Genomic DNA, 24,393 nt, shown 5'->3' with positions numbered 1-24,393 from the left:
TATCAGGTCACGGTAAAGCCCAGCATCATGCCGGTGTCTTCATGCTCCAGTAAATGGCAATGCGCCATATACGCATGATCGGCGGCGGCAAGGTGGTTGAAGCGCACCAGCACTTCGCTACGCCAGCCGTCGACATTGACCATGTCTTTCCAGCCCTGACGGTGTGGCGCAGGTGGCTTGCCATTTTCAGAAAGAATACGGAACTGGGTGCCGTGAATATGGAAAGGATGCAGCATGCTGTCGCCTTCACCGGAAATGGTCCATTTTTCAACGGTGCCCTGCTTCACATCAAAGGCTGGCCGCGTCATATCAAATGGCTGGCCATTGATTTTATTGCCATTGTGAAAATCGTAGGCAGTCTCGGCCATCCCGTCATGGTCCATCTTCTGATGATCCATTCCCTGGGACGCGCTGTCGTGCTGCATCGCATGATCATTACCGCCCATAGCCATATCATGGTGCGCACCGTTCCCCATCGCTTTTGCGCCATAGCGTGCCATCAGCGCCTGCATACCTTGCTGATCCAGTTGGGGATCCATACTGAGTTGTAACCAGCGCGATGGCAGACCGTCCGTTTTCGGTATGGCCGGTAATGTGGCTAGCTGATCCGGTAAAGTCGCGCTGGCCATGATCCGCAGCGGAATGATATTGACCAGCGGCAGGGGCCGATCGAAGGGAGCCAGCGTCATGCCCATTTGCGAAACAGGTAGCGTCACGATATCAAAAGCCTTGCCATTGGACGTATCGACCATGACTTCAAAGCGCTCGCCCGGCAGGAGCGGAAGGGAATCGACCTTTACCGGCTCAGGCAGCAGACCGCCGTCACTGGCAATCACATACAGTGGGCGTTTATCGCTGGCAGCCAGATGCAGCGAACGGGCATTGCAGCCATTAAGCAAACGCAGACGTAACCATCCACGCGGTACGGCATGCTGAGGATACTGCGCACCGTTGGTCAGCATCATGTCGCCGAACCAGCCCACTGCGGCCCGCATAATATCAAGCTCATAATCGATGCGGTCACCGGATGAGGTGAGCTGTTTGTCCTGAAAAATCAGTGGAACATCGTCGGTGCCCCATTGATTAGGCAGACGAAGCGTCCCTGACGGCTGATCCTCTAACACAATCATGCCGGCCAGCCCCTGGGCAACCTGATGACCCGTTTTGCCATGCAGATGAGGATGATACCAGCAGGTGGCGGCAGGCTGGTCCGGCGTAAACGTCACCTGACGCGTGGCGCCCGGCGCAATGATTCCCTGCGGTCCACCGTCCACCTCGCCGGGGATTTCCAGACCGTGCCAGTGCAGGGTCGTCGCTTCACTAAGCCGGTTATGAATATTGATGGTGGCCGCCTTGCCACGCTGGAGCCGAATTGCGGGCCCCAACAGGCTGCCATTGTAGCCCCAGGTGGGTACGTCTTTGCCCTGCCACTGGCTGATGCCCGGCATCGCCGTCAGGCTGTACTCTCCTTTCGCATCCGCGTCCAGCAGGGAAGGAACCGGCAGCAGTGGCCGACTGGCCGCCATCAGGGATCGGCTCCAGAGCGGCAGCGCCCCTGCAGCACCCAGTACCGCGCTCAGTTTCAGAAAGTGACGACGTTGCATAATCCGCATCCTTGTAACGAAATGACCTCAAGCCTAAACCCTGCCCTTATGGCAAGGTCAAGCATCAGCAGGCAGAATGCCCCAAAAATCGTAAATTGATCGAAAATCTTTACACAACTGTGCTAACGTCTTTCAGACGACTATTACATGAGAATATCTATGAAGAAGAGCATCAGGATCCTGCTACTGGCAGGACTCTTCGGCTTCTCCTCCACCAGCTTTGCCCTGAGCGAATCCGAAGCAGAAGATCTTGCCGATCTGACTGCGGTATTCGTTTATCTCAAGAACGACTGTGGCTATCAGGATTTGCCCGATGCGCAGATCCGCAAGGCGTTGGTGTTTTTTGCCCAGCAAAACCGCTGGGATTTAAGCAATTACAACAACTACAACATGAAAGCCCTGGGTGAAGACAGTTACCGTGATTTAAGCGGTATCGCGATTGCCAACGACAAAAAATGTAAGTCGCTGGCCAGAGATTCTCTCAGCTTGCTTGCCTATGTAAAGTAGCTCCCCAGCCCGCTCTCCCGTCAGACATTTGACCGTGCAACGACTATCATAGTTAGCTATGATGTTTCGCCGATTTTTATGGCAATGTCACGAAGGAGAGCCCCATCATGGCCCAAAACGAGATGTGGTATGAAACACTTCATACCGGCTTTGGCCAGTATTTTACCGTCGATAAAGAGCTTTATCGTGATAAAACGGCCCACCAGGATTTAATCATCTTTGAAAATGCGGCGATGGGCCGCGTTATGGCGCTGGATGGCGTGGTGCAAACGACCGAACGTGATGAATTTATCTATCACGAAATGATGACGCATGTGCCGTTGCTGGCGCATGGTGCCGCCAAAAGCGTACTGATTATTGGAGGGGGCGATGGCGCGATGTTGCGCGAAGTGTCCCGCCATACCGGCATTGAGAAAATCACCATGGTCGAGATCGACGCCGGCGTGGTGACCTTCTGTCGTCAGTATCTGCCGAACCACAGCGCTGGTGCGTACGACGATCCGCGTTTTAATCTGGTCATCGATGATGGTGTGAATTTCGTCAACCGCACCACCGAAAAGTTTGACGTTATCATCTCTGACTGTACCGATCCCATTGGGCCTGGCGAAAGCCTGTTTACGTCCGACTTTTATGCGGGCTGTAAAAATGCGCTGAATGAAAATGGGATCTTTGTTGCCCAGAACGGCGTTTGCTTCCTGCAGCAGGATGAAGCGGTTAACAGCCATCGTAAACTCAGCCATTACTTTGCCGATGTCAGTTTTTACCAGGCGGCCATCCCAACCTACTACGGCGGCATCATGACCTTTGCCTGGGCAAGCGATAATCCGGCCCTGCGCCAGCTTGATCCCGCCCTTCTGCAGGCGCGCTTTGCGGCCTCGGGCCTGAACTGCCGTTACTACACACCGGCGATCCACACGGGCAGCTTTGCTCTGCCACAATATCTGTTGAATGCTCTGTCAGAGACGCGCTGATCGATCATTTATAAGGGGGTGAATAAAATTGCAAAAGCTAAAACTGCATGGCTTCAATAATCTGACCAAAAGCCTGAGTTTTTGTATCTACGATATTTGCTATGCGAATACCGAAGCCGAGCGCGATGGTTATATTGCTTATATTGATGAGCAATACAATGCCAATCGCCTGACGGAAATTTTGACCGAAACCTGTTCGATTATTGGTGCGAATGTGCTGAACATTGCGCGCCAGGATTATGAGCCACAGGGTGCCAGCGTCACGATTTTGGTCAGTGAAGAACCTGTTGATCCTAAAGATATTGATACGTCTGAGCATCCCGGCCCGTTGCCTAATTCCGTGGTCGCGCATCTTGATAAAAGCCATATTTGTGTGCACACGTATCCGGAAAGCCATCCTGAAGGCGGCCTCTGTACCTTCCGTGCAGACATTGAGGTCTCAACCTGCGGCGTGATCTCACCGCTTAAGGCGCTCAATTACCTGATTCACCAGCTGGAATCTGACATTGTCACTGTGGATTACCGCGTACGGGGTTTTACACGTGATGTGAACGGCGTTAAACACTTTATCGACCATGAAATTAACTCCATCCAAAACTTCATGTCCGACGATATGAAGCGGATGTACGATATGGTTGATGTGAATGTTTACCAGGAAAACATCTTCCATACCAAGATGTTGCTGAAAGAATTCGATTTAAAACATTATCTCTTTAATACCCGCCCGGAAGATCTGACACCGCAGGAGCACAAACGCATTACTGACCTGCTGTGGAAAGAGATGCGTGAGATTTATTACGGTCGCAATATTCCGTCTGTGGGATTAAAAACCTACTAAGTTATGCCCCCTTTGCGGGGCATTCTCTCTTTCGTATGCCTGTTATCTGTTACAGCCCGTTCAGGGCCACTTATTGCGCCCTGCGAACCAGGATAGCCCCGGCTGCCTTTCTTTCGCGGCATGTCATCTTGCGATGGTGAGACTGGCAGACCCGTTACGACGTTCTTCCGTGAAATAAATCAGCCGCCCCCTGCGTTCTGTTGTGAAGACGCTACTTCTGAGATCGTCCCGCAACGCCTGCCAGTAACAGGCCACAGTGTGGCACTAACACAAACTCACCACAGCAATCCCTGCCATGCCGTTCTCGCTCACGAGAAAACATTAATTAAATTTACCATGAATACAGTAAGGATAATAAAGTTTTATGACACTATAAAAAAGACCAGCCTCTCTTTCCTCGCCTGGATTTTATGAGGAAAATCACACTTTAACGGCCTTTCAAGTCACTTAATTTTCCATGAAAACTAAGGTGATGGAGAAAAATCAGGATCATTTAATTTATAAACACCTTTAAATCAATAAGATGAAAGATTGCGGATTAAAAACAGCGATAAAACATAAAAATAACTTAATGATTACCATTTGCTGTGATATACATTAGAAAACTTTAATATTTGATGATGTTTTCTGGTGGGGAGAGTGATATGAGTCACGGTTATTCTGTAGTAAACATAAATGAACTTAACATTTATGTGGAGTTAACAAAATGCAGTGTCCCGACCCGTAACAGGACCATCCTGATTAACGGTGCACTGGCAACCTCGTCTTCTTTCCGCAACTGGAAACGCTTCCTGGCGGATAAATCAGATGTCATTACGTTTGATCTTCCATTCTCAGGCAAATCAAAACCCTTCAACGAACAGGGCTGCCATATCGTCACGCTTGATGATGAAGTCACGATTATTCGCGAGCTGATTTCAATTTATAAGCCCAATATTATTGCCTCAGCCTCCTGGGGCGGCGCATCGACTCTCAAGCTCTTGAATCACGGTGAAGAGGGCCTGGAACATGCCATCATCGCGTCCTATTCCTTTGAATTTAATGACCGTATGCGGACTTACGTGAAGCAAGCCAATCTGTTTTCAAAAGAGAAGAACTTTGTCGAGCTTGCGCATTTGATGAATGACGAAGTGGGTGCATATCTGCCGAATAAAATGAAGTTCTGCAACTTCAGGCATCTGACGTCGCTGGATGAGATTGAATACCGTCAGGGGCGTTTCCATCTTGAGCAGATTGCCACGCTGCGCAACCACGACTACAAAAACATTATTGATAACTCGGCCTGCCAGTTTCACTTTATCAACGGCGACCTGGATATTCATACGCCGCAAAAAAACATCGAAGAGATATGCGGCGAGTCGGATAAAACGCGCTTTTATCAAATCAGGGATGCGGGACATTTTCTGGATCTGGAAGGCAAGCGCAGCCGGGAAAGGACCGCTGCCGCCTTCAACACTATTTTTAGTCAGATTGGTGTCTGAGATGAAAGTGATTATTGGCGCACTGGGCTCAGCAGGCGATGTCTTTCCCTGTATTGAGATTGGCTCGCTGTTAAAAGAAAAGAATCATGATGTTTACCTGCTCGCTAACGACTATTTCAGATCTGAGGCAGTAGATCGCGGCCTGTCCTTTGTGGCGGTCGGCGACAAAGAGGCTTATGTGAAAGCCGTCCAGGATCGGGCGTTATGGGACAAAAAGCACGCCCTGAAACGGATTTCACATTATATGGCGGAACAGCAGGAGTCGATGTTCGATGCCATGAGCGCTCTTGTCGAAGATGACGCCATCATCATTCACTCTTTATGGTGTTTTGCGGCGAAAGCCGTCAGCGAGAAATACCGGTTAAAGAAATATGCTATCAGCCTGACCAATTCAAATTTAAAATTGCAGCCCGGGCGTATTATCCATGCGCTGGAAAAAAGCCTGCGTGTCAGTCTGAACTGGAAACTGGCTTTATTTCAACGGGCCCTGGTTTCGCCTGCACTCCAGCGTACCATCGACACGCTGCGACGCGACCATAATCTGCCCGCCTCTCGCAATATTTACGCTGACTGGGTCAATAACGAACCGCAGTCGATTGTGTTATACGAACCCTGGTTTTATCAAAAGAAAGCGCGCGAGGGATTTTATGCCGGTTTTTTACTGAACAAGAGCCGGGCATCGCTGGATGACGATCGTATTACCGATTTTATTGACTCCCGTACGGTGGTCTTTTTTACCAGTTGGGCCCTGGCTGAACAATCATCCGTGACACGCGTTTTACAGGACTTAAAAACAGAAGGACTGAAGTGCGTGCTTGTTACGCCAACCGCAGCCGCGTTAGCGGTAAACGATGATGTGATGACGCTGCCGCATCTCAATATTGCCCTGACTGAAACCTGCTTATTTGCCATTCATCATGGCGGTATTGGCACCACCGCGCAGTTGCTCAAGAACGGGGTGCCTCAACTGATTTATCCGTGCGCATTTGATCAGTTTGAAAATGCCCGCGCCCTTGAACGACTGGCCTGCGGCCTCAAGGGAAAAGGGATCAGGGAAATCAGAAAAATGGCGGCTCTTGCACGTCAGAAGAAACACAACTGCGACTTTTATGCTGTGCAACTGGCTAATCAAACCCACAGAGGTCTTGAGCTGGAACGCTTTCTGACCCGTTAAACGCGTCTTCAGGCCAGGCATCGGGGTGCATGCCTGGCCTGAAGGCATCAGACCTGGAACGCCGCGGTTAACATGCGCAGACTGCGCGCCTGTTCAGTTAAGGACTGCGATGCCGAAGCCGACTGCTCCACCAGCGCGGCATTGCTTTGTGTGACGCTGTCCATCTGCGTGACGGCAATGCTGACCTGCGAAACGCCCTGCATTTGTTCCACTGATGCCAGCGCCAGACCATCCATATACTGTGCCAGTGACGCGACTTCACTTGCCGCTTTGAGAATACTCTGGGCGGTATGATCGGCCGCCTGTACACCTTTCGCCACGCCGGTGACCGCTTCTTCAATCAGGTTACCGATTTCACGCGACGATGATGCGCTGCGCTGTGCCAGCGTACGGACTTCCGTTGCGACAACGGCAAAGCCACGACCGTGCTCACCCGCTCTTGCCGCTTCTACCGCCGCATTCAGCGCCAGAATGTTGGTCTGAAAAGCGATACTTTGAATAACCGCGGTAATCTCTTTCACTTTCGCCGCACTCACCGAAATGCTGTGCATCGTGTGGCTCATGTCATTGACGGCTTTTTCGCTGGCGCGCGTCAGTGATTCCGTCTCCCGGGCCGAAGACGCTGTAGATTCAGCGACAGAGGTGTTATTGCGAACCGTCGCAGTAATTTGTTCCATGCTTGCCGCCGTCTGTTGCAATGCCGCAGCCTGCTCTTCCGTACGGGAGGACAGCTCGGTATTGCCCTGCGCAATTTCACTGGCCGCCAGTTCAACCGATGCCGCAGAATCTTTGATCTGGGTCACCAGGTTCCGCAAATGATTTTGCATGTTCGCCAGGGCCGTCAGCAGTTTTCCGGTTTCATCCTGACGGTTTACGTTAATCACAGAGGTCAGATCGCCCCGGGCAATGGTATCGGCCGTGTGCACCGCGACAGCCAGAGGACGAGAAATACTGCGGGAAATCAGCAGGCCCAGAATCAGGGATATTCCCGCTGACAGTAGCAGTCCGGCCACCAGGATCAAGCGCGTTTTGGTCCGCTCGCTAGTCAGTTCATCTTCACGCGATTTGAGTAATGATTTCTCCGTGACAATCATGGATTCAATCACGTTACGCATCGCATCCATTTGCACTTTACCTTCATCAGTCGCAAAGATGTCTAAAAAGTGTTGCTGGTCGAGCTTCCCCTGATTCAGACGCTCACGCGCCGCCATTACGTTACGGGCATAGCTTTGCAGCCAGTTCTTCTGTCTGCTTTCCAGATCGACTAAGCGTTGCTGCTGTACCGGATTGTCCTGCGTCAGCTGATGTGTACTCGCGGTGTAGTCGCTAAAGGCCTGTTTACCCTGATTAAAGGGTGCCAGCATTTGTGTCTGACCGCTAAGAGCATAACCCCGAAGGCCGGTTTCCATATTCAGCAGACTCTCGGTCACCTTATTCAGGCCTTCAACCACCTGATAGGTATGAACGTTAAGTTTGCTGGCCTGCGTGACGCGATTAAACCCCATATAAAACAGACTGCATACCACAATCATGACAAGCGTCATGGCACCAAACGCCATATAAAGGCGGGTTCTGATAGATGTATTGCTGAGCATAATATCTCCGCGAGTGGAAAGAGAATAATTAAATTCCATTAATTCACGAGAATAATGGCAAGGCACATTAATAAATCAGGCATATAAATTTAATGAAAAGCCTGACCACTCAACCGCTCGGTGAGTGACGTAGAAGTGAACGCATCAATGTTAAGTTGATTATTAGCGCTCTCGCGGAAATTTCCACTGCGTTACAATTTAAATTGGCGTTAGCGGAAATAACGCGAAAACAGGGGGGAGGATAATTCCTGTTATTGCCCTGTTTTCACGGTGCGCGTGGCCATAAAAAACTGAAAAATCAAACAGATTAAGCATTCAAAAAGGACAGTGAAGCCTGTTTCGTTTTACCGAACAGTAAATTTGACTTAAGCGAGCAGTTGCATTCAGGTAACGAAATGTAACAGCATCATTGGGGAGTATAGCATTACACATCGAACAGGGAACGTAAGGATTTATTATATTTTAATAATGGAGAATATCGCGCCCTTTATTAAACAGGGCACAGCTATTCTCATCATTCCTCCAAATTTCCCCTGACTTATCCTGTCGAAACGCAATTCTGGCCTGCACATCTGCAGGCTCAGGTTTACTCATTCAGATACAGCTCCTCAATATAATGCAGCGCATCACAGAGCGTATCATCCGTCCCGAATCCCCCTGCTTTAGTGATAACGGGTAAATCATCGATGTCACTGTTTACGAAGGTGCCACACGGGATACAGGGCGCCACTTCGCCGTGGATACGGTAACCTTCTGCGCCGAGAGCATTCGCCACCGCGATCGCGATGTCGCCGCCCGTCAGGAACAGCCCACCCGTACGGGCACGATCCAGGATCGCTAAGGTGATATCCCCCATTCGCCGACTCAGCGTTTCGCCCAACGCCTCGCGACTCAATGCATATTTTCCGGTCAGCGCTGCAATCTGGTTACGGTCGTCCCCGTGGCTGCTGGTCTGCAGAACACAGTGCCTGTTCTGTGCAAGGATCTGGCACGCCTGCTCTACGATCTCTTTTTGCTCTTTCTCAGGTGCAAGCAGGGTTTCGACCGCGATTCTGACCACGTCAGCCCGCCCCAGACGTTGCGCCTGAGCTACCTGACGCCGGGTCATTTCACTCATCGAGCCCGCCACCACCAGAACCGGAAGCGTTTGATCGCTGTCCATATAGCTGTCGGTCGGAAGCGCGTTGGCCAGTCCCGCCGCCCCAACCAGCAAAGGGCGCGCAGCCATTGAGAGAGCAGCCCGGGCAATCAGGGCCAGATCGTTATCGCTTTCTGCATCAATAATGACGATGCTGGCGGGCTGTTGGCGCAGGTTTTCAAGCCGGTCTGCGAGGTCGCCACGCCTGACGTCGTCCAGCGTCATCTCCCTGACAGGCAGATCGGTCTGTAAGCCGATCAGCGTGCGGATACGCGAGGAGATAATCGGTGTGCGCGGATCGCTGGCAAACTCGGTTTCCAGCAACGGGCGCTGGTGAACCCAGCATTCACCATTGCGCGTCATGCGCCCCGCAGATGGAATGGCTGCGGCGACAATCGCCAGCGTGGTTCCGCTGGCGGCCATAGCCGCAGCAATCTCTGCGCCGGGATTGCCACGAAAGGTAGAGTCGATTTTTTTATAGATCAGCACGCTGTTTTGCCCAGGGCGCACCCAGGGAGACAGCGCCTGTTTCACCGCAACCGCCGCCTGCTCAGCGCTGAGTGCCCGGCTGTCTGTGTTAATCACCAGCACATCAGCGCGACGTGAGGGCTTTTGCTGTGACGTCAGCATCACTTCCGTACGTGCCCCTTTTTTAGCCAGTTGCACGCCCGTATCATTCGCACCGGTAAAGTCGTCGGCAATAACGATCATTTTCATCGTGATTTTTCCGTAGATGAAGCGACAGCCCGTCGCTGATTACCTTTTGCCACCCAGGAAGGTCAGCATCGGCGTTAAAAGGGCGGTGACAATCACCGATGTCGCAATCAGCGGCGTTGCCGCGGCGACCACACAAGACAGGGCCGGATCGGCCTGCGCCAGCGCAGCCGGCGTGACGGCAGTTGTCCTGGCCGCGGCCCCTGCCGGGACCGTATGAAGACCGCCGTTGCTGTTCTCCATCGCCGCAATGACCGCAACGGATGACAATCCCCATCGGCCTTCAGGGCCAGACAACGTATCGACAGACAGACCCAGCGCGACAGCAGCAAGACACTTCGTCACGGTGATACCGCCGCCCGTAACCCGCGCCTGGGGCAGCGCTTTAACCGATCTCATGCATAACAAAAAAACACCGATAAGCGCAGGCACGTCCTCTTTAAACGGTGCCGTCGTAAAGCCCCCTGTCCCTGAGGCGTCGGGAGCCAGCGTGTTAGCGGCGGCCCCCAGCACCAACGGGGTAATCATCATTCCGCCAGGCACTTTTTCGATTGTTTCCTTAATCTTCATACCACCACCTTAGTGATTAATTATAATCACCATGATGATATTAAATCACAAGAATAAAATATGCGGCGGGAATCTCAGATTAAAACGCTGATAATTGAGCATTATCAATCAACAAAGGAGGTAAATGGCGATCGGGTGCAAGCTTTCAATCATTTGCCCGACATAAATCGCCGCCAGGCGGCAATCACGGCCAGGAAATCTTCCTTACCGCAGAAGCACAGGCTTTCTTCATCGTAGTAATTCATGCCCTCTTCCATCTCATCGCCTTCGAAATTCAATGTATTCGCGCGGACAATGACCTCTTCATCATCCATCCAGAGCGTATATTCGCGCCCGATGCGCTGCCACTGGCGCTCACTGCCTGTAAGTTTTTGGGCTTCGGCTTCAACCTCATCCAGCACGCTGGCGTCATGCCCGACTTCTTCATTAAACCAGTGGCCTAATGCTTCATGGCCCATCGACATGCGCACTTTTACCTTGCCCGTGATGTCGCGTAAAAATTCATACTCCATGATCTTATCTCTTTGTCAGTTACTCGCGCTGTTATACCGCTATTTTTATTGCCGTGCACCTGCTTAGCGCGCCTATCCAGATTCCCTGGACGCCCCTTTTCAGGCATAAAAAAAGAGGAGCGCCAGGGCGCTCCTCTCAAACAGAACGATCGTCACCTGTCAGACGGCAGTCTGGAAAATCACGCCGTCTGCTTTTTCCGTGTACTGACTCAACTGGTCAAAGTTGAGATAGCGATAGGTGTCAGTGGCTGTTTTATCAACCTGTGCCATGAACTGCTGATACTCATCTGGCGTAGGCAGTTTACCTAACAGCGATGAGACGGCAGCCAGCTCCGCAGAGGCCAGATAGACATTAGCCCCTGTACCCAGACGGTTCGGGAAGTTACGGGTTGACGTCGAGACCACCGTTGCGCCGTCAGCCACACGTGCCTGGTTACCCATGCACAGTGAACAGCCCGGGATCTCAATACGCGCACCGCTCTTACCAAATACGCTGTAGTAACCTTCTTCTGTCAGCTGAGCCGCGTCCATTTTGGTCGGTGGTGCGACCCACAGACGGGTTGGTAACTGGCCTTTATGGCTGTCCAGCAACTTACCTGCCGCACGGAAGTGACCGATATTGGTCATGCACGAGCCGATAAAGACTTCATCAATCTTCTCGCCCTGCACATCAGACAGCAGACGCGCATCGTCCGGATCGTTTGGCGCACACAGAATCGGCTCTTTGATCTCAGCCAGATCGATGTCAATCACCGCGGCATATTCCGCATCGGCGTCGGCTTCAAGCAACTGTGGATCCGCCAGCCATTTCTCCATGCCTTCGATACGGCGCTCCAGCGTACGACGATCGCCGTAGCCTTCAGAGATCATCCATTTCAAGAGGACAATGTTAGAGGTCAGGTACTCTTTGATCGGCGCCTGATCCAGCTTAATGGTACAGCCCGCAGCAGAACGTTCTGCAGACGCATCGGTCAGTTCGAACGCCTGCTCAACTTTCAGATCGGGCAGACCTTCAATTTCAAGGATGCGGCCAGAGAAGATGTTCTTCTTGCCTTTCTTCTCGACGGTCAGCAGGCCCTGCTTAATGGCATACAGCGGAATGGCGTGAACCAGATCGCGCAGCGTAATGCCAGGCTGCATTTTACCTTTGAAACGTACCAGCACCGATTCCGGCATATCGAGCGGCATAACGCCCGTTGCCGCAGCAAAGGCGACCAGGCCCGAGCCTGCCGGGAACGAAATCCCGATAGGGAAACGCGTATGAGAATCGCCACCTGTTCCGACCGTATCCGGCAGCAGCATACGGTTCAGCCAGGAGTGAATAACCCCGTCACCCGGACGCAGAGAAACCCCGCCGCGGTTCATGATGAAGTCAGGTAACGTATGGTGCGTGTTCACATCCACCGGCTTAGGATAAGCCGCCGTGTGACAGAACGACTGCATGACCAGGTCAGCCGAAAAGCCCAGGCAGGCCAGGTCTTTCAGTTCGTCTCGGGTCATTGGACCGGTAGTATCCTGTGAGCCCACAGAGGTCATCTTAGGTTCGCAGTACGCACCGGGACGGATGCCGTCAACACCACAGGCACGGCCCACCATTTTCTGTGCCAGCGAGTAGCCACGTGTGCTTTCAGCCACGTCTTTCGCGATACGGAACACGGTACTGGCAGGCAGCCCCAGCGATTCGCGCGCTTTGGTCGTCAGGCCACGACCAATGATCAGGGGAATACGACCACCAGCACGGACTTCATCGATCAGAACGTCGGTTTTCAGTTCAAAACTGGCCAGCAGGTCGCCGGTTTCGTGGTTGCGGACTTCACCTTTGAAGGGATAGATATCAATGACATCGCCCATATTCAGGTTGTTCACATCCACTTCAATCGGCAGCGCGCCTGCATCTTCCATGGTGTTGAAGAAGATAGGGGCAATCTTGCCACCCAGCACAACGCCACCGCCTTTTTTGTTTGGCACGTTCGGAATGTCATCGCCCATAAACCACAGCACCGAGTTGGTCGCCGATTTACGTGATGAACCGGTGCCTACAACGTCACCGACGTAGGCCAGCGGAAAACCTTTGGCCTGCAGCGCTTCAATTTGTTTGATCGGTCCGATGTTGCCTGGCTCATCTGGCTCAATGCCTTCGCGGGCATTTTTCAGCATTGCCAGCGCATGCAGAGGGATATCAGGACGTGACCAGGCATCCGGTGCCGGAGACAGATCGTCTGTATTGGTTTCGCCAGTGACTTTGAAAACCGTTACGGTAATTTTTTCAGCCAGCTCTGGACGTGACAGATACCATTCGGCATCCGCCCATGACTGCATCACCTGTTTCGCATGCGCGTTGCCTGCTTTGGCTTTTTCTTCAACGTCGTAAAAGCTGTCAAACATCAGCAACGTGTGGGAAAGCGCTTTTGCCGCAATCGGCGCGAGTTTCGCATCATCTAATGCTTCAATCAGAGGATGGATGTTGTAACCGCCCTGCATGGTACCGAGCAGTTCAACGGCTTTTTCAGGAGATACCAGAGGAGAGGTTGTTTCGCCTTTGGCGACAGCAGCCAGGAAACCTGCTTTAACATACGCCGCTTCATCGACGCCGGGTGGTACGCGGTTGACCAACAAATCGGTCAAAAATTCTTCTTCACCCGCAGGTGGATTTTTTAGCAGTTCAACCAGCGCGGCCATCTGGGAAGCATCTAATGGCTTAGGTACGATCCCTTGGGCAGCACGCTCGGCAACGTGCTTACGGTATTCTTCTAGCACGACGTTCTCCTCGCTCTCATTGTATGGGTTTCCGGTGCACCCTGATGACAACGCATTCCATGAGTAGGGTAAGGTGCCCGGTTCCGCGTTGGGCAGCATAGCAGGATTTCAACAGCTTGTTAATCTGTTTACAAAAAAGCAACATTGCGGTTTTCTGCAGCAGAATGCGCTACCTGAACAGAGATAAACGAAAAAAACGCAGGGCTTAATGCCCTGCCGGTTAACCCAGTCATTTCGCTGTAAGCTTAACGATCGATCATGCCATATTCTGCATCCGCATAGCGTTCACCCCGCACGTTTTGCGGCGCAAAGAGCCTGTCCAGCGTGTCACTGTCCGCCCCTGTCAGGACGACATTCGCTGCGGCACAGTTTTCTTCCAGATGATGGACCTTGCTCGCTCCCGGAATCGGCACAATATCTTCCCCCTTCGCCATGACCCATGCCAGCGCCAGTTGTGCCGCAGTAATACCATAACTGTGTGCCATCTCAGTGAGCTGCGCGACTAACTTTTGGTTATGTTCCTGTGCCTGCTCCTGAAAACGGGGCAAACTGCGGCGGAAGTCATGCGGATCCAGCGCGTCCACGGACGTCAGTTTGCCCGTCAGGAAGCCCCGGCCCAACGGACTGTAAGGCACAAAACCGACATTCAGTTCACGACAGGTCGCCAGAATGTCCTGCTCGGGATCGCGGGTCCAGAGTGAGTATTCGCTTTGTAAGGCAGAGACGGGATGGACGGCACAGGCGCGCCGCAGCGTAGCAGATGAGACTTCAGACAACCCAATATAGCGGGCTTTTCCCTCTTTAATCAGATCCGCCATCGTGCCAATCACGTCTTCAATCGGTACGCTCGGATCAAAGCGGTGCTGGTAAAGCAGATCGATATGATCGGTTCCCAAACGGGTTAACGATCCTTCGACTGCGCGGCGAATATGCTGAGGCTGGCTGTTAACGCCCCTCATCTTTTCCCAGCCCTGACCTTCGCCAGTAATCGCAAAACCAAATTTTGTGGCCACCGTAATATTGTCGCGGCGGCCTTGAAGGGCTTTAGCGATGAGCACCTCGTTGGTGAAGGGACCGTAGATTTCGGCGGTATCCAGAAAGTTGATGCCCAGTTCAAACGCGCGCGACAGCGTATTTAATGCCTGCTGCTCATCATGATTGCCATAGGCGAAGGTCATGCCCATACAGCCGAGTCCCAGTGCTGAAACGCGTAATCCCTGATTACCCAATTGACGTTGTTGCATGATATTTTCCTCTTTGTTGCGGTGTTATTGTTATAATCCTCATCAATACCAACAACAATTGCGCTATTCTTGCCCATTCAGTGAGGAAAATTCATCAATGACACTTTCGCGGGCCACCCTGCAGGAACTGGAAATGTTCAGCGCCATTGCGCACCACACCACCGGAGCTTCCGCAAAGCCGCACAGGCACGCAACGTGACGCCGTCTGCGCTGAGCCACGCCATGCGTCATTTCGAACAACGGCTAGGAGTGAGATTACTCAACCGCACGACACGCAGTGTCTCACTGACCCAGGCGGGACAACATTTCCTGCAGCGCATTCAGCCTGCCTTACTTGATTTATCGCAGGCCGTGGATGAACTTAACGACTGGCGAGCCCGGCCTCACGGTACGCTGAAACTCAATATGCCCCGCTCTGCAGAAGCGCTGTTTTTTGACAGCCTGATCCTGCCATTCCTCCAGCGCTATCCGGACATTACGCTGGAAATTGACAGTAACGATGCGCTGGTGGATATCCTTGAAGCCGGTTTTGATGCAGGCATTCGCTACGGTGATGTGCTGGCGCAGGATATGATCGCCCTGCCCTTTGGCCCGGCAATGCGTACACTGGTTGTCGCAAGCCCGGCGTTTATCGAACGTCATGGTGCCCCGCAAACACCGGACGATCTGCTGCAGTTTCCCTGCATTGAGCGGCGTTTCCCGAGCGGGCAACGCTATCGCTGGGAATTCATGCACGCAGGGAAAAAGCGGGAAGTCGCCGTCAGTGGCTCTCTGGTGCTGGACAACAACGAACGAATATTGCAGGCCGCCCTTGCGGGAGCAGGGATTGCTTTTCTGCAGGAGGCCGTGGTCAGTGCCAGTCTGCGAAGTGGCTCACTCGTTGAGCTGTTAAGTCACTATACGGAGAATGCCGATGGCTTCTGGCTCTACTATCCTGGCAGGCGTTATGTCTCTGCACCATTACGTCATTTTATTGACTGGTTACGTGTTAATAATAACGAAGTGATCAACCATCAAAATTAACAGCAACATAAGAACCGAGAAATAATTATTTTAAAATAGTCATGAAAGAATCAGCATAAATAACATTTAAAATATAAAAGACAGAAATTTTTATTAATTAGCATTATGAAAAAATAAAAAACCAGGGGACAGTAAAATAATAAATGCGTAGAGTGCGGTTGGGCGCCTGAAGCTTTCTGCTTTGGGTAAGAACCTGAGGTGGAAAGAGGAAGGAACCGCTCACATTAATCAGTCAAATAATGCGAGCGGAGGTCACTACCCTAACACCTCAACACTGTCAGCATAGCCCCTCGCTCGATGAAAATCAAGAGAGGTGCCACCATGAAGTCGAAATACGGTTTACTTGTTATTAGCGGGTTAATTCTCTTAGGATTGAGTTTATCAAACCGAGGTTCATTATGTGAGCTTCGCCTCAGAATAATGAGTGCTGAACTTTCGGCTGTCTTGAATTACGAAACCAGGCAGTAAAACTTCGTTAGTGGCGGAGTTTACTCCGCCCTATATGCCAGTGTAAATGTGTTAGCGCAGGCGCCCTTTCCTTTATTGATTTTCTTATTCGATAATAATCAGCATAAAAAACGGCCCCATAAGGGGCCGCTATGACTGTCCTGAAACTTATTTCTTCTTCGCTTTCGCGTTAGGCAGATCGGTGATGCTGCCTTCAAAAATTTCAGCCGCCAGTCCTACGGATTCATGCAGGGTTGGGTGCGCATGAATGGTCAGCGCAATATCTTCTGCGTCACAGCCCATTTCAATGGCCAGACCGATTTCACCCAGCAGTTCACCGCCGTTCGTTCCGACAATGGCACCACCGATAACACGATGGGTCTCTTTGTCGAAAATCAGTTTGGTGATGCCATCTGCACAGTCAGAAGCAATCGCACGGCCTGATGCCGCCCACGGGAATGTGGCGGTTTCATAGCTGATGCCTTTCTCTTTCGCTTCTTTCTCAGTCAGACCGACCCAGGCAACTTCTGGCTCAGTATAGGCAATGGAAGGAATCACTTTCGGATCGAAGTAGTGTTTCAGACCTGAAATGACTTCTGCCGCAACATGGCCTTCATGCACGCCTTTGTGTGCCAGCATTGGCTGACCTACAATGTCGCCGATCGCATAAATGTGTGGCACATTGGTGCGCATCTGCTTGTCAACGCGGATGAAGCCGCGATCGTCAACTTCGACACCGGCTTTGTCAGCATCCAGGCCTTTACCGTTCGGTACACGACCAATCGCAACCAGAACCGCATCATAACGCTGAGCCTCGCCCGGCGCTTTTTTGCCTTCCATCGAAACATAGATACCGTCGTCTTTGGCTTCTACGGCGGTCACCTTGGTTTCCAGCATCAGGTTAAATTTCTTGCTGATACGTTTGGTAAAGACTTTAACCACGTCTTTATCGGCCGCCGGGATAACCTGGTCAAACATCTCGACCACGTCGATCTCTGAACCCAGCGCATGGTAAACGGTAGCCATTTCCAGACCGATGATTCCGCCACCCATAACCAGCAGACGCTTAGGCACTTCTTTCAGTTCCAGCGCGTCAGTGGAATCCCATACACGAGGATCTTCATGAGGAATGAACGGCAGTTCGATAGGACGTGAACCTGCAGCGATAATGGCGTTGTCGAAGTTAATAGTGGTTGCGCCACCTTCACCTTCGACCACCAGCGTATTGGCACCGGTAAATTTGCCCAGGCCATTAACCACTTTCACTTTACGCCCTTTCGCCATGCCAGACAGGCCGCCGGTCAGTTGGTTAATCACCTTCTCTTTCCAGCTACGGATTTTGTTGATATCCGTTTGCGGCTGACCAAACACAATGCCATGTTCTTCAAGCGCTTTCGCTTCTTCAATCACTTTAGCAACGTGCAGCAGCGCTTTAGACGGGATACAGCCTACGTTAAGACAGACACCACCGAGGGTGCTGTAGCGCTCAACCAGTACGGTTTCCAGACCTAAGTCAGCGCAACGAAAAGCTGCAGAGTAACCTGCAGGACCTGCCCCAAGTACCACGACCTGAGTTTTAATCTCTGTACTCATCATGACCTCTTATTGGATTTCCGGCGGGTCAGACGCTGAGCCTATCCCATTAGGCTAGTTAACTGGCCATATTGCGTCTGCTGCTGCAAACATTCCCCTATCGGATTTGCCTGCCGTGACTCAATCTGACTGCGCCAATTATGCCTAATGGAATAGGCTCATAATGTCCTTATTCCACCGGGACATGTTCACCGCAAGAGTTTACAGAATTGTTAATAAACTGCCAACAGCGGTGCCCTGAATGTTACAAAAAGGCCGGCATTTGCCGGCCTTTTGCGCTTTTTACATAACCAGACGACGAATGTCTGACAGCATATTGCCAATAATAGTAATGAAACGTGCACCATCCGCACCGTCGATAACACGGTGATCGAAGGACAGAGAGATCGGCATCATCAGACGTGGTGCAAACTCTTTACCGTTCCATACAGGCTCCATTGCGGATTTGGACACGCCAAGGATGGCCACTTCCGGCGCGTTAACAATCGGCGCAAAGTGCGTGGTGCCCAGGCCGCCCAGGCTGGAGATGGTGAAACAACCGCCCTGCATATCGCCTGCGGTCAGTTTGCCATCGCGCGCCTTTTTAGAGACCGCCATCAGCTCACGAGACAGCTCGGTGATGCCCTTCTTGTTCACGTCTTTAAAGACCGGAACGACCAGACCATTTGGCGTATCGACCGCCACGCCGATGTTGATGTATTTTTTCAACGTCAGCTTCTGCGCGTCTTCAGACAGGGAGCTGTTGAAACGTGGCATCTGCTCAAGCGCTGCAGCGACAGCTTTCATGATGAAAACCACTGGCGTGTATTTCACGTCCAGTTTGCGCTTCTCGGCTTCGGCGTTCTGCTGCTTACGGAAAGCTTCCAGATCGGTAATATCGGTTTTATCAAAGTGGGTTACGTGTGGGATCATCACCCAGTTACGGCTCAGGTTGGCACCCGAGATTTTCTGGATACGGCCCAGTTCCACTTCTTCAACTTCACCGAACTTACTGAAGTCAACTTTCGGCCATGGCAGCATGCCCGGCAATCCGCCACCGCTGGCTGCGGCTGGCGCAGCCTCTGCGCGTTTCACTGCATCTTTCACGTAAGCCTGAACGTCTTCTTTCAGGATACGGCCTTTGCGTCCTGTGCCTTTCACCTTCGCCAGGTTAACGCCAAATTCACGCGCCAGGCGACGAATCACCGGCGTGGCGTGCACATAGGCTTCATTCTCAGCAAACTCGCCTTTGCTGTCTGCTTTTGGTGCAGGGGCAGCGGCAGGCTTAGATTCCGCCGCCGCAGGTGCAGGGGCCGACTCTTTCTTAGCCGCCGGTGCCGCGGCAGGGGCAGCGCCTTCCACTTCAAACACCATGATCAGCGAACCGGTGCTGACTTTATCGCCCGTCGCGACTTTCAGTTCTTTGACGGTGCCCGCGAACGGTGCCGGAACTTCCATCGACGCCTTATCGCCTTCCACTACAATCAGTGACTGCTCAGCCTCGACTTTATCGCCGACCTTCACCAGCACTTCGGTGACTTCAACTTCGTCGCCGCCGATGTCAGGTACGTTAACGTCTTTTGCCCCTGCGGCCGCAGCGGGTGCCGTCGCAGCCTCTTCTTTCACTTCTGGCTTCGCATCAGCAGCCGGTGCAGCACCCTCTGTTTCAAAGACCATGATGTGAGAGCCGGTATTCACTTTATCGCCGGTGGCGATTTTAATCGCTTTCACCACGCCCGCGAACGGTGCCGGGACTTCCATTGAGGCTTTGTCGCCTTCAACGACGATCAGCGATTGTTCAGCTTCAACTTTGTCGCCCACTTTCACCAGAATTTCGGTGACTTCGACTTCGTCACCACCGATATCCGGTACGTTAACGTCTTTGCTGGCGCTGGCAGACGCAGCGGCGGCAGGGGCGGCCTCGGCATTTTTCTCTTGAGCTGGCGCCGGTGCCGCTTCAGCAGCACCTTCTGCGTCAAACATCATGATCAGCGAGCCGGTTTCCACTTTGTCACCGGTTGCGATTTTGATCTCTTTTACTACGCCGGCCTGCGGCGAAGGTACTTCCATAGAGGCTTTATCGCCTTCTACAGTGATCAGCGACTGCTCGGCTTCCACCTTATCGCCAACCTTGACCAGAATTTCGGTGACTTCAACTTCGTCTGACCCGATATCCGGTACCTTGATTTCAATAGCCATTACTCTGTTACCTCTTAAGCCAGACGCGGGTTAACTTTATCGGCATCGATCTTGAACTTCACGATCGCATCCGCCACGACTTTCTTATCGATTTCGCCACGTTTAGCCAGTTCACCCAGCGCGGCTACCACAACGTATGCTGCATCCACTTCAAAGTGGTGACGCAGATTTTCACGGCTGTCAGAGCGGCCAAAGCCGTCGGTGCCCAGCACACGGTAATCGCTTGAAGGCACGTAGCTGCGAACCTGCTCAGCAAACAGCTTCATGTAGTCAGTTGATGCGACAGCGGGTGCTTCGTTCATCACCTGAGCGATGTAAGGCACACGCGGCGCTTCTGTCGGATGCAACATGTTCCAGCGCTCACAATCCTGACCATCGCGGGCCAGTTCGGTGAACGAGGTGACGCTGTAAACGTCCGAACCGATGCCGTAATCAGCCGACAGGATCTGCGCGGCTTCACGCACATGGCGCAGGATAGAACCTGAACCCAACAGCTGAACTTTACCTTTGCTACCGTCTACGGTTTCCAGCTTGTAGATACCTTTACGGATACCTTCTTCGGCACCTTTCGGCATCGCTGGCATGTGGTAGTTTTCGTTCAGCGTAGTGATGTAGTAATAAATGTTTTCCTGCGCTTCACCGTACATGCGTACCAGACCGTCGTGCATGATGACAGCCACTTCGTAGGCATACGCTGGATCGTAGGAGATACAGTTTGGAATGGTCAGTGACTGAATATGGCTGTGACCATCTTCATGCTGCAGACCTTCACCATTTAGCGTAGTACGGCCTGAGGTACCGCCGACCAGGAAGCCGCGCGCCTGCTGGTCACCCGCCAGCCACATCAAATCACCAATGCGCTGGAAGCCAAACATCGAATAATAGATGTAGAACGGAATCATCGGCAGGTTGTTAGTGCTGTATGAGGTCGCCGCCGCCAGCCAGGACGATCCTGCGCCCAGCTCGTTGATCCCTTCCTGCAGAATCTGACCTTTCTCGTCTTCTTTATAGTAAGCCACCTGCTCGCGGTCCTGCGGCGTGTACTGCTGACCGTTCGGGCTGTAGATACCAATCTGACGGAACAGGCCTTCCATACCAAAGGTACGGGCTTCATCGGCAAGAATCGGCACCAGACGATCTTTAATCGACTTGTTCTTCAGCATCACATTCAGCGCACGCACAAACGCGATGGTGGTAGAGATCTCTTTGTTCTGCTCTTCCAGCAGCGCACTGAACTCTTCCAGCGCCGGCATTTCCAGCTTTTCCGTGAAGTTAGGCTGACGTGAAGGCAGGTAACCGCCTAATTTCTCGCGCTGACCATGCAGGTAGTTGTACTCTTCGGAGCCTTTCTCAAAGGTGATGTAAGGCAGCGACTCAATTTTGTCGTCTTCGACCGGCACGTTGAAACGATCACGGATATAGCGTACGCCATCCATGTTCATCTTCTTCACCTGGTGCGCGATGTTCTTGCCTTCTGCGGTGTCACCCATACCGTAACCTTTGATGGTATGAGCCAGAATCAGAACCGGCTTGCCTTTGGTGTCCTGCGCTTTTTTCAGTGCCGCGTAAATTTTCTTCGGATCGTGACCACCACGGTTCAGTGACCAAATCTCATCGTCTGACCAGTCTTTCACCAGCGCAGCGGTTTCCGGATATTTACCGAAGAAGTGCTCACGCACGTAGGCACCATCACGCGATTTAAACGTCTGGTAGTCGCCGTCGACGGTTTCGTTCATCAGCTGGATCAGTTTACCGCTGGTGTCATTGCGCAGCAGTTCATCCCAACGACCGCCCCAGATAACCTTGATCACTTCCCAGCCAGCACCGGCAAAAATGCCTTCCAGCTCGTTGATGATCTTACCGTTACCGGTGACCGGTCCATCCAGACGCTGCAGGTTACAGTTGATGATAAAGACCAGGTTATCCAGTTTTTCACGGGTCGCGATAGTGATCGCACCTTTGGATTCTGGTTCATCCATCTCGCCGTCGCCCAGGAACGCGTAAACGGTCTGGCCAGAGGTGTCTTTCAGACCACGGTGTTCCAGGTACTTCAGGAACTTAGCCTGATAGATAGCGTTGAGTGGGCCCAGGCCCATTGAAACGGTCGGGAACTGCCAGAACTCCGGCATCAGTTTTGGATGCGGATAAGAAGACAGGCCTTTGCCATCGACTTCCTGACGGAAGTTATTCATCTGCTCTTCGGTCAGACGGCCTTCCAGGAAAGCACGGGCATAGATACCCGGAGAAATGTGGCCCTGGAAGTACACCAGATCGCCGCCATCTTTCTCACTGCGCGCGCGGAAGAAGTGGTTAAAACACACTTCATAGATAGTGGCAGAAGACTGGAAGGAGGACATGTGGCCGCCAAGCTCCAGATCTTTCTTCGATGCGCGCAACACCGACATGATAGCATTCCAGCGGATAGCGGATCGGATACGACGTTCAAGTGAGGTGTTGCCCGGATATTCCGGTTCATCTTCAACGGCAATAGAGTTGATATAGTTACTGATAGCGGCAGCACCGCCAGCAACTTTCACACCGCCTTTACGGGCTGCACTCAGCACCTGATCAATCAGATACTGTGCACGTTCAACACCTTCTTCACGGATGACCGATTCGATCGCCTGTAGCCAGTCACGAGTTTCAATCGGATCCACGTCATTGTGTAAACGTTCTGACATGGGGGTATTCCTTATCTGTGTCTAATACGTTGAAAAATCGGGAGCCTGTTAACGTCAGGGAGACAGGCTCGTCGCACATGTCCGCACGATCTTTGCCGCGCGTTATTCCTTACGTTGCTGTAAACGACGTAGGGAGCGTTCTCGACGGCTCTGCTCCCGACTTCTGTCCAGCAAGATTTCCTCAATGAACGCCAGGTGACGGTGTGATGCCTCGCGTGCTTGTTCTGGCTCACGAGCCACAATCGCCTCAAAAATTCTGGCGCGGTGACCGCTCACTTTCGCCAGCATTTCCCGGCGAGAGTAGAGCAATTCAAAATTCTGTCGGACATTCTGTTCCAGCATAGGGCCCATTGATCGTAGCAAATGCAAAAGCACGACATTATGGGCCGCTTCTGTGACAGCGATCTGATACTTCATCACTGCGTCTGCTTCAGCGTCGAGATCGCCGCTGTCCTGCGCCTGTTGGATATGAAGATGACAGTCGCGAATACGCTGCAAATCTTCTTCTGTGCCACGCAGTGCCGCATAGTAAGCCGCAATGCCTTCTAAAGCGTGGCGCGTTTCCAGCAGATCAAACTGAGATTCCGGATGTTCGGCGAGTAGCTCTACGAGTGGATCGCTCATGCTCTGCCAGAGATGTTTTTGTACGAATGTTCCGCCGCCCTGACGGCGTAGTAACAATCCTTTCGCTTCTAATCGCTGGATTGCCTCACGGAGAGACGGACGTGAAACATCGAATTGTTTGGCGAGTTCGCGCTCGGGGAGCAACTTCTCTCCCGGCTGCAGGGTCCCTTCCATAATGAGGGATTCCAGTTGCTGCTCAATCGCATCGGAGAGTTTGGGTTGACGAATCTTGCTATAAGCCATCTTCCCTTCTTAAAGTATGCCGGTCAAACAAAGTAAATTGGTAATACCAATTCAAAAAAGGTGCCCGTAAAGTAACAAAGTATTCACCTTGTGTCTATACGGCATCTGTGACACTTCAGTGAAGGAATGCGGGATGCGCGCGTTAAATCCAGAGATAAAAGTGGAGAATCAGGCCATACCTGGACGTTAATTTTTTTTAACCTTTACCAAAAATTACACAGCATGTATGACTAAACCGATTTAGCCATCAGCGCCTGGTCAGCGCAGTTTGCTGCCGTTTTTCTCATCGGGGGCTAATAAGACGGCAGACCGTTTGATTCTTTTTAAGCCAACTCGTACCGGGGCTGGCGAAAGCAGGTGCAAAGCCCTGCGCTTATCACTATTCTGTTGGTCAGGTTACAGCTGGCGGCATTACGCAAGTCTGACACCTTAAAAACATCAGTCTTAAGTGTATTTAATTCTTTACAGTCAGCACATTCTGAAGCGAAGAATAACAACA

General features: G+C 52.1%; 16 protein-coding genes and 1 pseudogene. 6 read left to right on the top strand and 11 right to left on the bottom strand.

Translation table 11 applies throughout. The annotated features are described in order from the left end of the window. Window positions 1-2 precede the first annotated feature (2 nt). Entirely contained in the window at window positions 3-1,604 is a 1,602-nt protein-coding gene (gene cueO / locus C1N64_RS06565) for a multicopper oxidase CueO (RefSeq protein WP_394515343.1), read from the bottom strand. A gap of 159 nt (window positions 1,605-1,763) precedes the next feature. Here cueO and C1N64_RS06560 point away from each other — a divergent pair, with 159 nt between their 5' ends. The 5 genes from C1N64_RS06560 to C1N64_RS06540 all read left to right on the top strand — a co-directional run bounded on the left by C1N64_RS06560 (window position 1,764) and on the right by C1N64_RS06540 (window position 6,575). Beyond that, a complete protein-coding gene (locus C1N64_RS06560; protein ID WP_006117717.1) occupies window positions 1,764-2,111 on the top strand; it encodes a YacC family pilotin-like protein in 348 nt (115 codons plus the stop codon). Window positions 2,112-2,218: 107 nt separating this feature from the next. Further along, complete coding sequence (gene speE / locus C1N64_RS06555; RefSeq protein WP_006117716.1) at window positions 2,219-3,082, top strand: polyamine aminopropyltransferase; 864 nt, start codon at window positions 2,219-2,221, stop codon at window positions 3,080-3,082. Window positions 3,083-3,110: 28 nt separating this feature from the next. Further along, complete coding sequence (gene speD, locus C1N64_RS06550) at window positions 3,111-3,920, top strand: adenosylmethionine decarboxylase (RefSeq protein WP_033740284.1); 810 nt, start codon at window positions 3,111-3,113, stop codon at window positions 3,918-3,920. 644 nt (window positions 3,921-4,564) lie between these two features. Next, window positions 4,565-5,401, top strand: coding sequence for an alpha/beta fold hydrolase (locus C1N64_RS06545; RefSeq protein ID WP_033740283.1), 837 nt, complete (start codon window positions 4,565-4,567; stop codon window positions 5,399-5,401). 1 nt (window position 5,402) lies between these two features. Then, window positions 5,403-6,575, top strand: a complete 1,173-nt coding sequence (locus C1N64_RS06540; RefSeq protein ID WP_133745539.1) for a nucleotide disphospho-sugar-binding domain-containing protein — start codon at window positions 5,403-5,405, stop codon at window positions 6,573-6,575. Window positions 6,576-6,622: 47 nt separating this feature from the next. Here C1N64_RS06540 and C1N64_RS06535 read toward each other — a convergent pair whose 3' ends face one another. From C1N64_RS06535 to C1N64_RS06510, 6 genes and pseudogenes are all read right to left on the bottom strand, one after another. Beyond that, window positions 6,623-8,170: a methyl-accepting chemotaxis protein gene (locus tag C1N64_RS06535; protein WP_394515342.1), complete on the bottom strand. Its 1,548-nt coding sequence runs from the start codon at window positions 8,168-8,170 to the stop codon at window positions 6,623-6,625. Between the two features lie 586 nt (window positions 8,171-8,756). Next, entirely contained in the window at window positions 8,757-10,025 is a 1,269-nt protein-coding gene (locus C1N64_RS06530; protein WP_133745538.1) for a D-threonate kinase, read from the bottom strand. Further along, window positions 10,022-10,592, bottom strand: a pseudogene (locus C1N64_RS06525) (2-keto-3-deoxygluconate permease). Before C1N64_RS06525 ends, C1N64_RS06530 begins: the two are co-directional and overlap by 4 nt. 149 nt (window positions 10,593-10,741) lie before the next feature. After that, the gene (yacL, locus tag C1N64_RS06520) at window positions 10,742-11,104 is read right to left on the bottom strand and encodes a protein YacL (RefSeq protein ID WP_006117708.1); all 363 of its coding nucleotides are present in this window, start codon (window positions 11,102-11,104) and stop codon (window positions 10,742-10,744) included. Between the two features lie 159 nt (window positions 11,105-11,263). Then, the gene (acnB, locus tag C1N64_RS06515) at window positions 11,264-13,861 is read right to left on the bottom strand and encodes a bifunctional aconitate hydratase 2/2-methylisocitrate dehydratase (RefSeq protein ID WP_072021701.1); all 2,598 of its coding nucleotides are present in this window, start codon (window positions 13,859-13,861) and stop codon (window positions 11,264-11,266) included. A 245-nt stretch (window positions 13,862-14,106) separates the two neighbouring features. After that, on the bottom strand, window positions 14,107-15,105 hold the full coding sequence (locus tag C1N64_RS06510; protein ID WP_367143304.1) for an aldo/keto reductase: 999 nt from the start codon (window positions 15,103-15,105) through the stop codon (window positions 14,107-14,109). Window positions 15,106-15,300: 195 nt separating this feature from the next. Here C1N64_RS06510 and C1N64_RS06505 point away from each other — a divergent pair, with 195 nt between their 5' ends. Then, complete coding sequence (locus tag C1N64_RS06505; RefSeq protein WP_394515341.1) at window positions 15,301-16,128, top strand: LysR family transcriptional regulator; 828 nt, start codon at window positions 15,301-15,303, stop codon at window positions 16,126-16,128. A 615-nt stretch (window positions 16,129-16,743) separates the two neighbouring features. On the opposite strand, the gene lpdA is transcribed toward C1N64_RS06505, so the two are convergent. The 4 genes from lpdA to pdhR all read right to left on the bottom strand — a co-directional run bounded on the left by lpdA (window position 16,744) and on the right by pdhR (window position 23,894). Further along, window positions 16,744-18,168 carry a dihydrolipoyl dehydrogenase gene (gene lpdA / locus C1N64_RS06500; RefSeq protein WP_028724707.1) on the bottom strand — a complete coding sequence of 475 codons (1,425 nt, stop codon included), beginning with the start codon at window positions 18,166-18,168 and terminating at the stop codon, window positions 16,744-16,746. A 282-nt stretch (window positions 18,169-18,450) separates the two neighbouring features. After that, the gene (gene aceF / locus C1N64_RS06495) at window positions 18,451-20,346 is read right to left on the bottom strand and encodes a pyruvate dehydrogenase complex dihydrolipoyllysine-residue acetyltransferase (protein WP_164482957.1); all 1,896 of its coding nucleotides are present in this window, start codon (window positions 20,344-20,346) and stop codon (window positions 18,451-18,453) included. A 14-nt stretch (window positions 20,347-20,360) separates the two neighbouring features. Continuing rightward, window positions 20,361-23,027 (bottom strand): pyruvate dehydrogenase (acetyl-transferring), homodimeric type, encoded by a 2,667-nt coding sequence (gene aceE / locus C1N64_RS06490; protein WP_033740274.1) that lies wholly within the window; start codon window positions 23,025-23,027, stop codon window positions 20,361-20,363. A 102-nt stretch (window positions 23,028-23,129) separates the two neighbouring features. After that, a complete protein-coding gene (gene pdhR / locus C1N64_RS06485) occupies window positions 23,130-23,894 on the bottom strand; it encodes a pyruvate dehydrogenase complex transcriptional repressor PdhR (protein WP_033740273.1) in 765 nt (254 codons plus the stop codon). Between the last annotated feature and the right edge of the window lie 499 nt (window positions 23,895-24,393).

Source organism: Pantoea sp. SGAir0215, from assembly GCF_043543215.1.
The sequence above is the reverse complement of the archived record's forward strand: the minus strand, read 5'-3'. Positions and strand labels throughout refer to the sequence as shown.

Excerpts from the sequence above, each read along its gene's own strand:
- yacL (WP_006117708.1), bottom strand. The coding sequence starts at position 11,104 with ATGGAGTATGAATTTTTACGCGACATCACGGGCAAGGTAAAAGTGCGC.
- C1N64_RS06545 (WP_033740283.1), top strand. The coding sequence starts at position 4,565 with ATGAGTCACGGTTATTCTGTAGTAAACATAAATGAACTTAACATTTAT.
- pdhR (WP_033740273.1), bottom strand. The coding sequence starts at position 23,894 with ATGGCTTATAGCAAGATTCGTCAACCCAAACTCTCCGATGCGATTGAG.
- C1N64_RS06510 (WP_367143304.1), bottom strand. The coding sequence starts at position 15,105 with ATGCAACAACGTCAATTGGGTAATCAGGGATTACGCGTTTCAGCACTG.
- lpdA (WP_028724707.1), bottom strand. The coding sequence starts at position 18,168 with ATGAGTACAGAGATTAAAACTCAGGTCGTGGTACTTGGGGCAGGTCCT.
- cueO (WP_394515343.1), bottom strand. The coding sequence starts at position 1,604 with ATGCAACGTCGTCACTTTCTGAAACTGAGCGCGGTACTGGGTGCTGCA.
- C1N64_RS06530 (WP_133745538.1), bottom strand. The coding sequence starts at position 10,025 with ATGAAAATGATCGTTATTGCCGACGACTTTACCGGTGCGAATGATACG.
- C1N64_RS06535 (WP_394515342.1), bottom strand. The coding sequence starts at position 8,170 with ATGCTCAGCAATACATCTATCAGAACCCGCCTTTATATGGCGTTTGGT.
- speE (WP_006117716.1), top strand. The coding sequence starts at position 2,219 with ATGGCCCAAAACGAGATGTGGTATGAAACACTTCATACCGGCTTTGGC.
- C1N64_RS06560 (WP_006117717.1), top strand. The coding sequence starts at position 1,764 with ATGAAGAAGAGCATCAGGATCCTGCTACTGGCAGGACTCTTCGGCTTC.
- aceE (WP_033740274.1), bottom strand. The coding sequence starts at position 23,027 with ATGTCAGAACGTTTACACAATGACGTGGATCCGATTGAAACTCGTGAC.
- C1N64_RS06540 (WP_133745539.1), top strand. The coding sequence starts at position 5,403 with ATGAAAGTGATTATTGGCGCACTGGGCTCAGCAGGCGATGTCTTTCCC.
- aceF (WP_164482957.1), bottom strand. The coding sequence starts at position 20,346 with ATGGCTATTGAAATCAAGGTACCGGATATCGGGTCAGACGAAGTTGAA.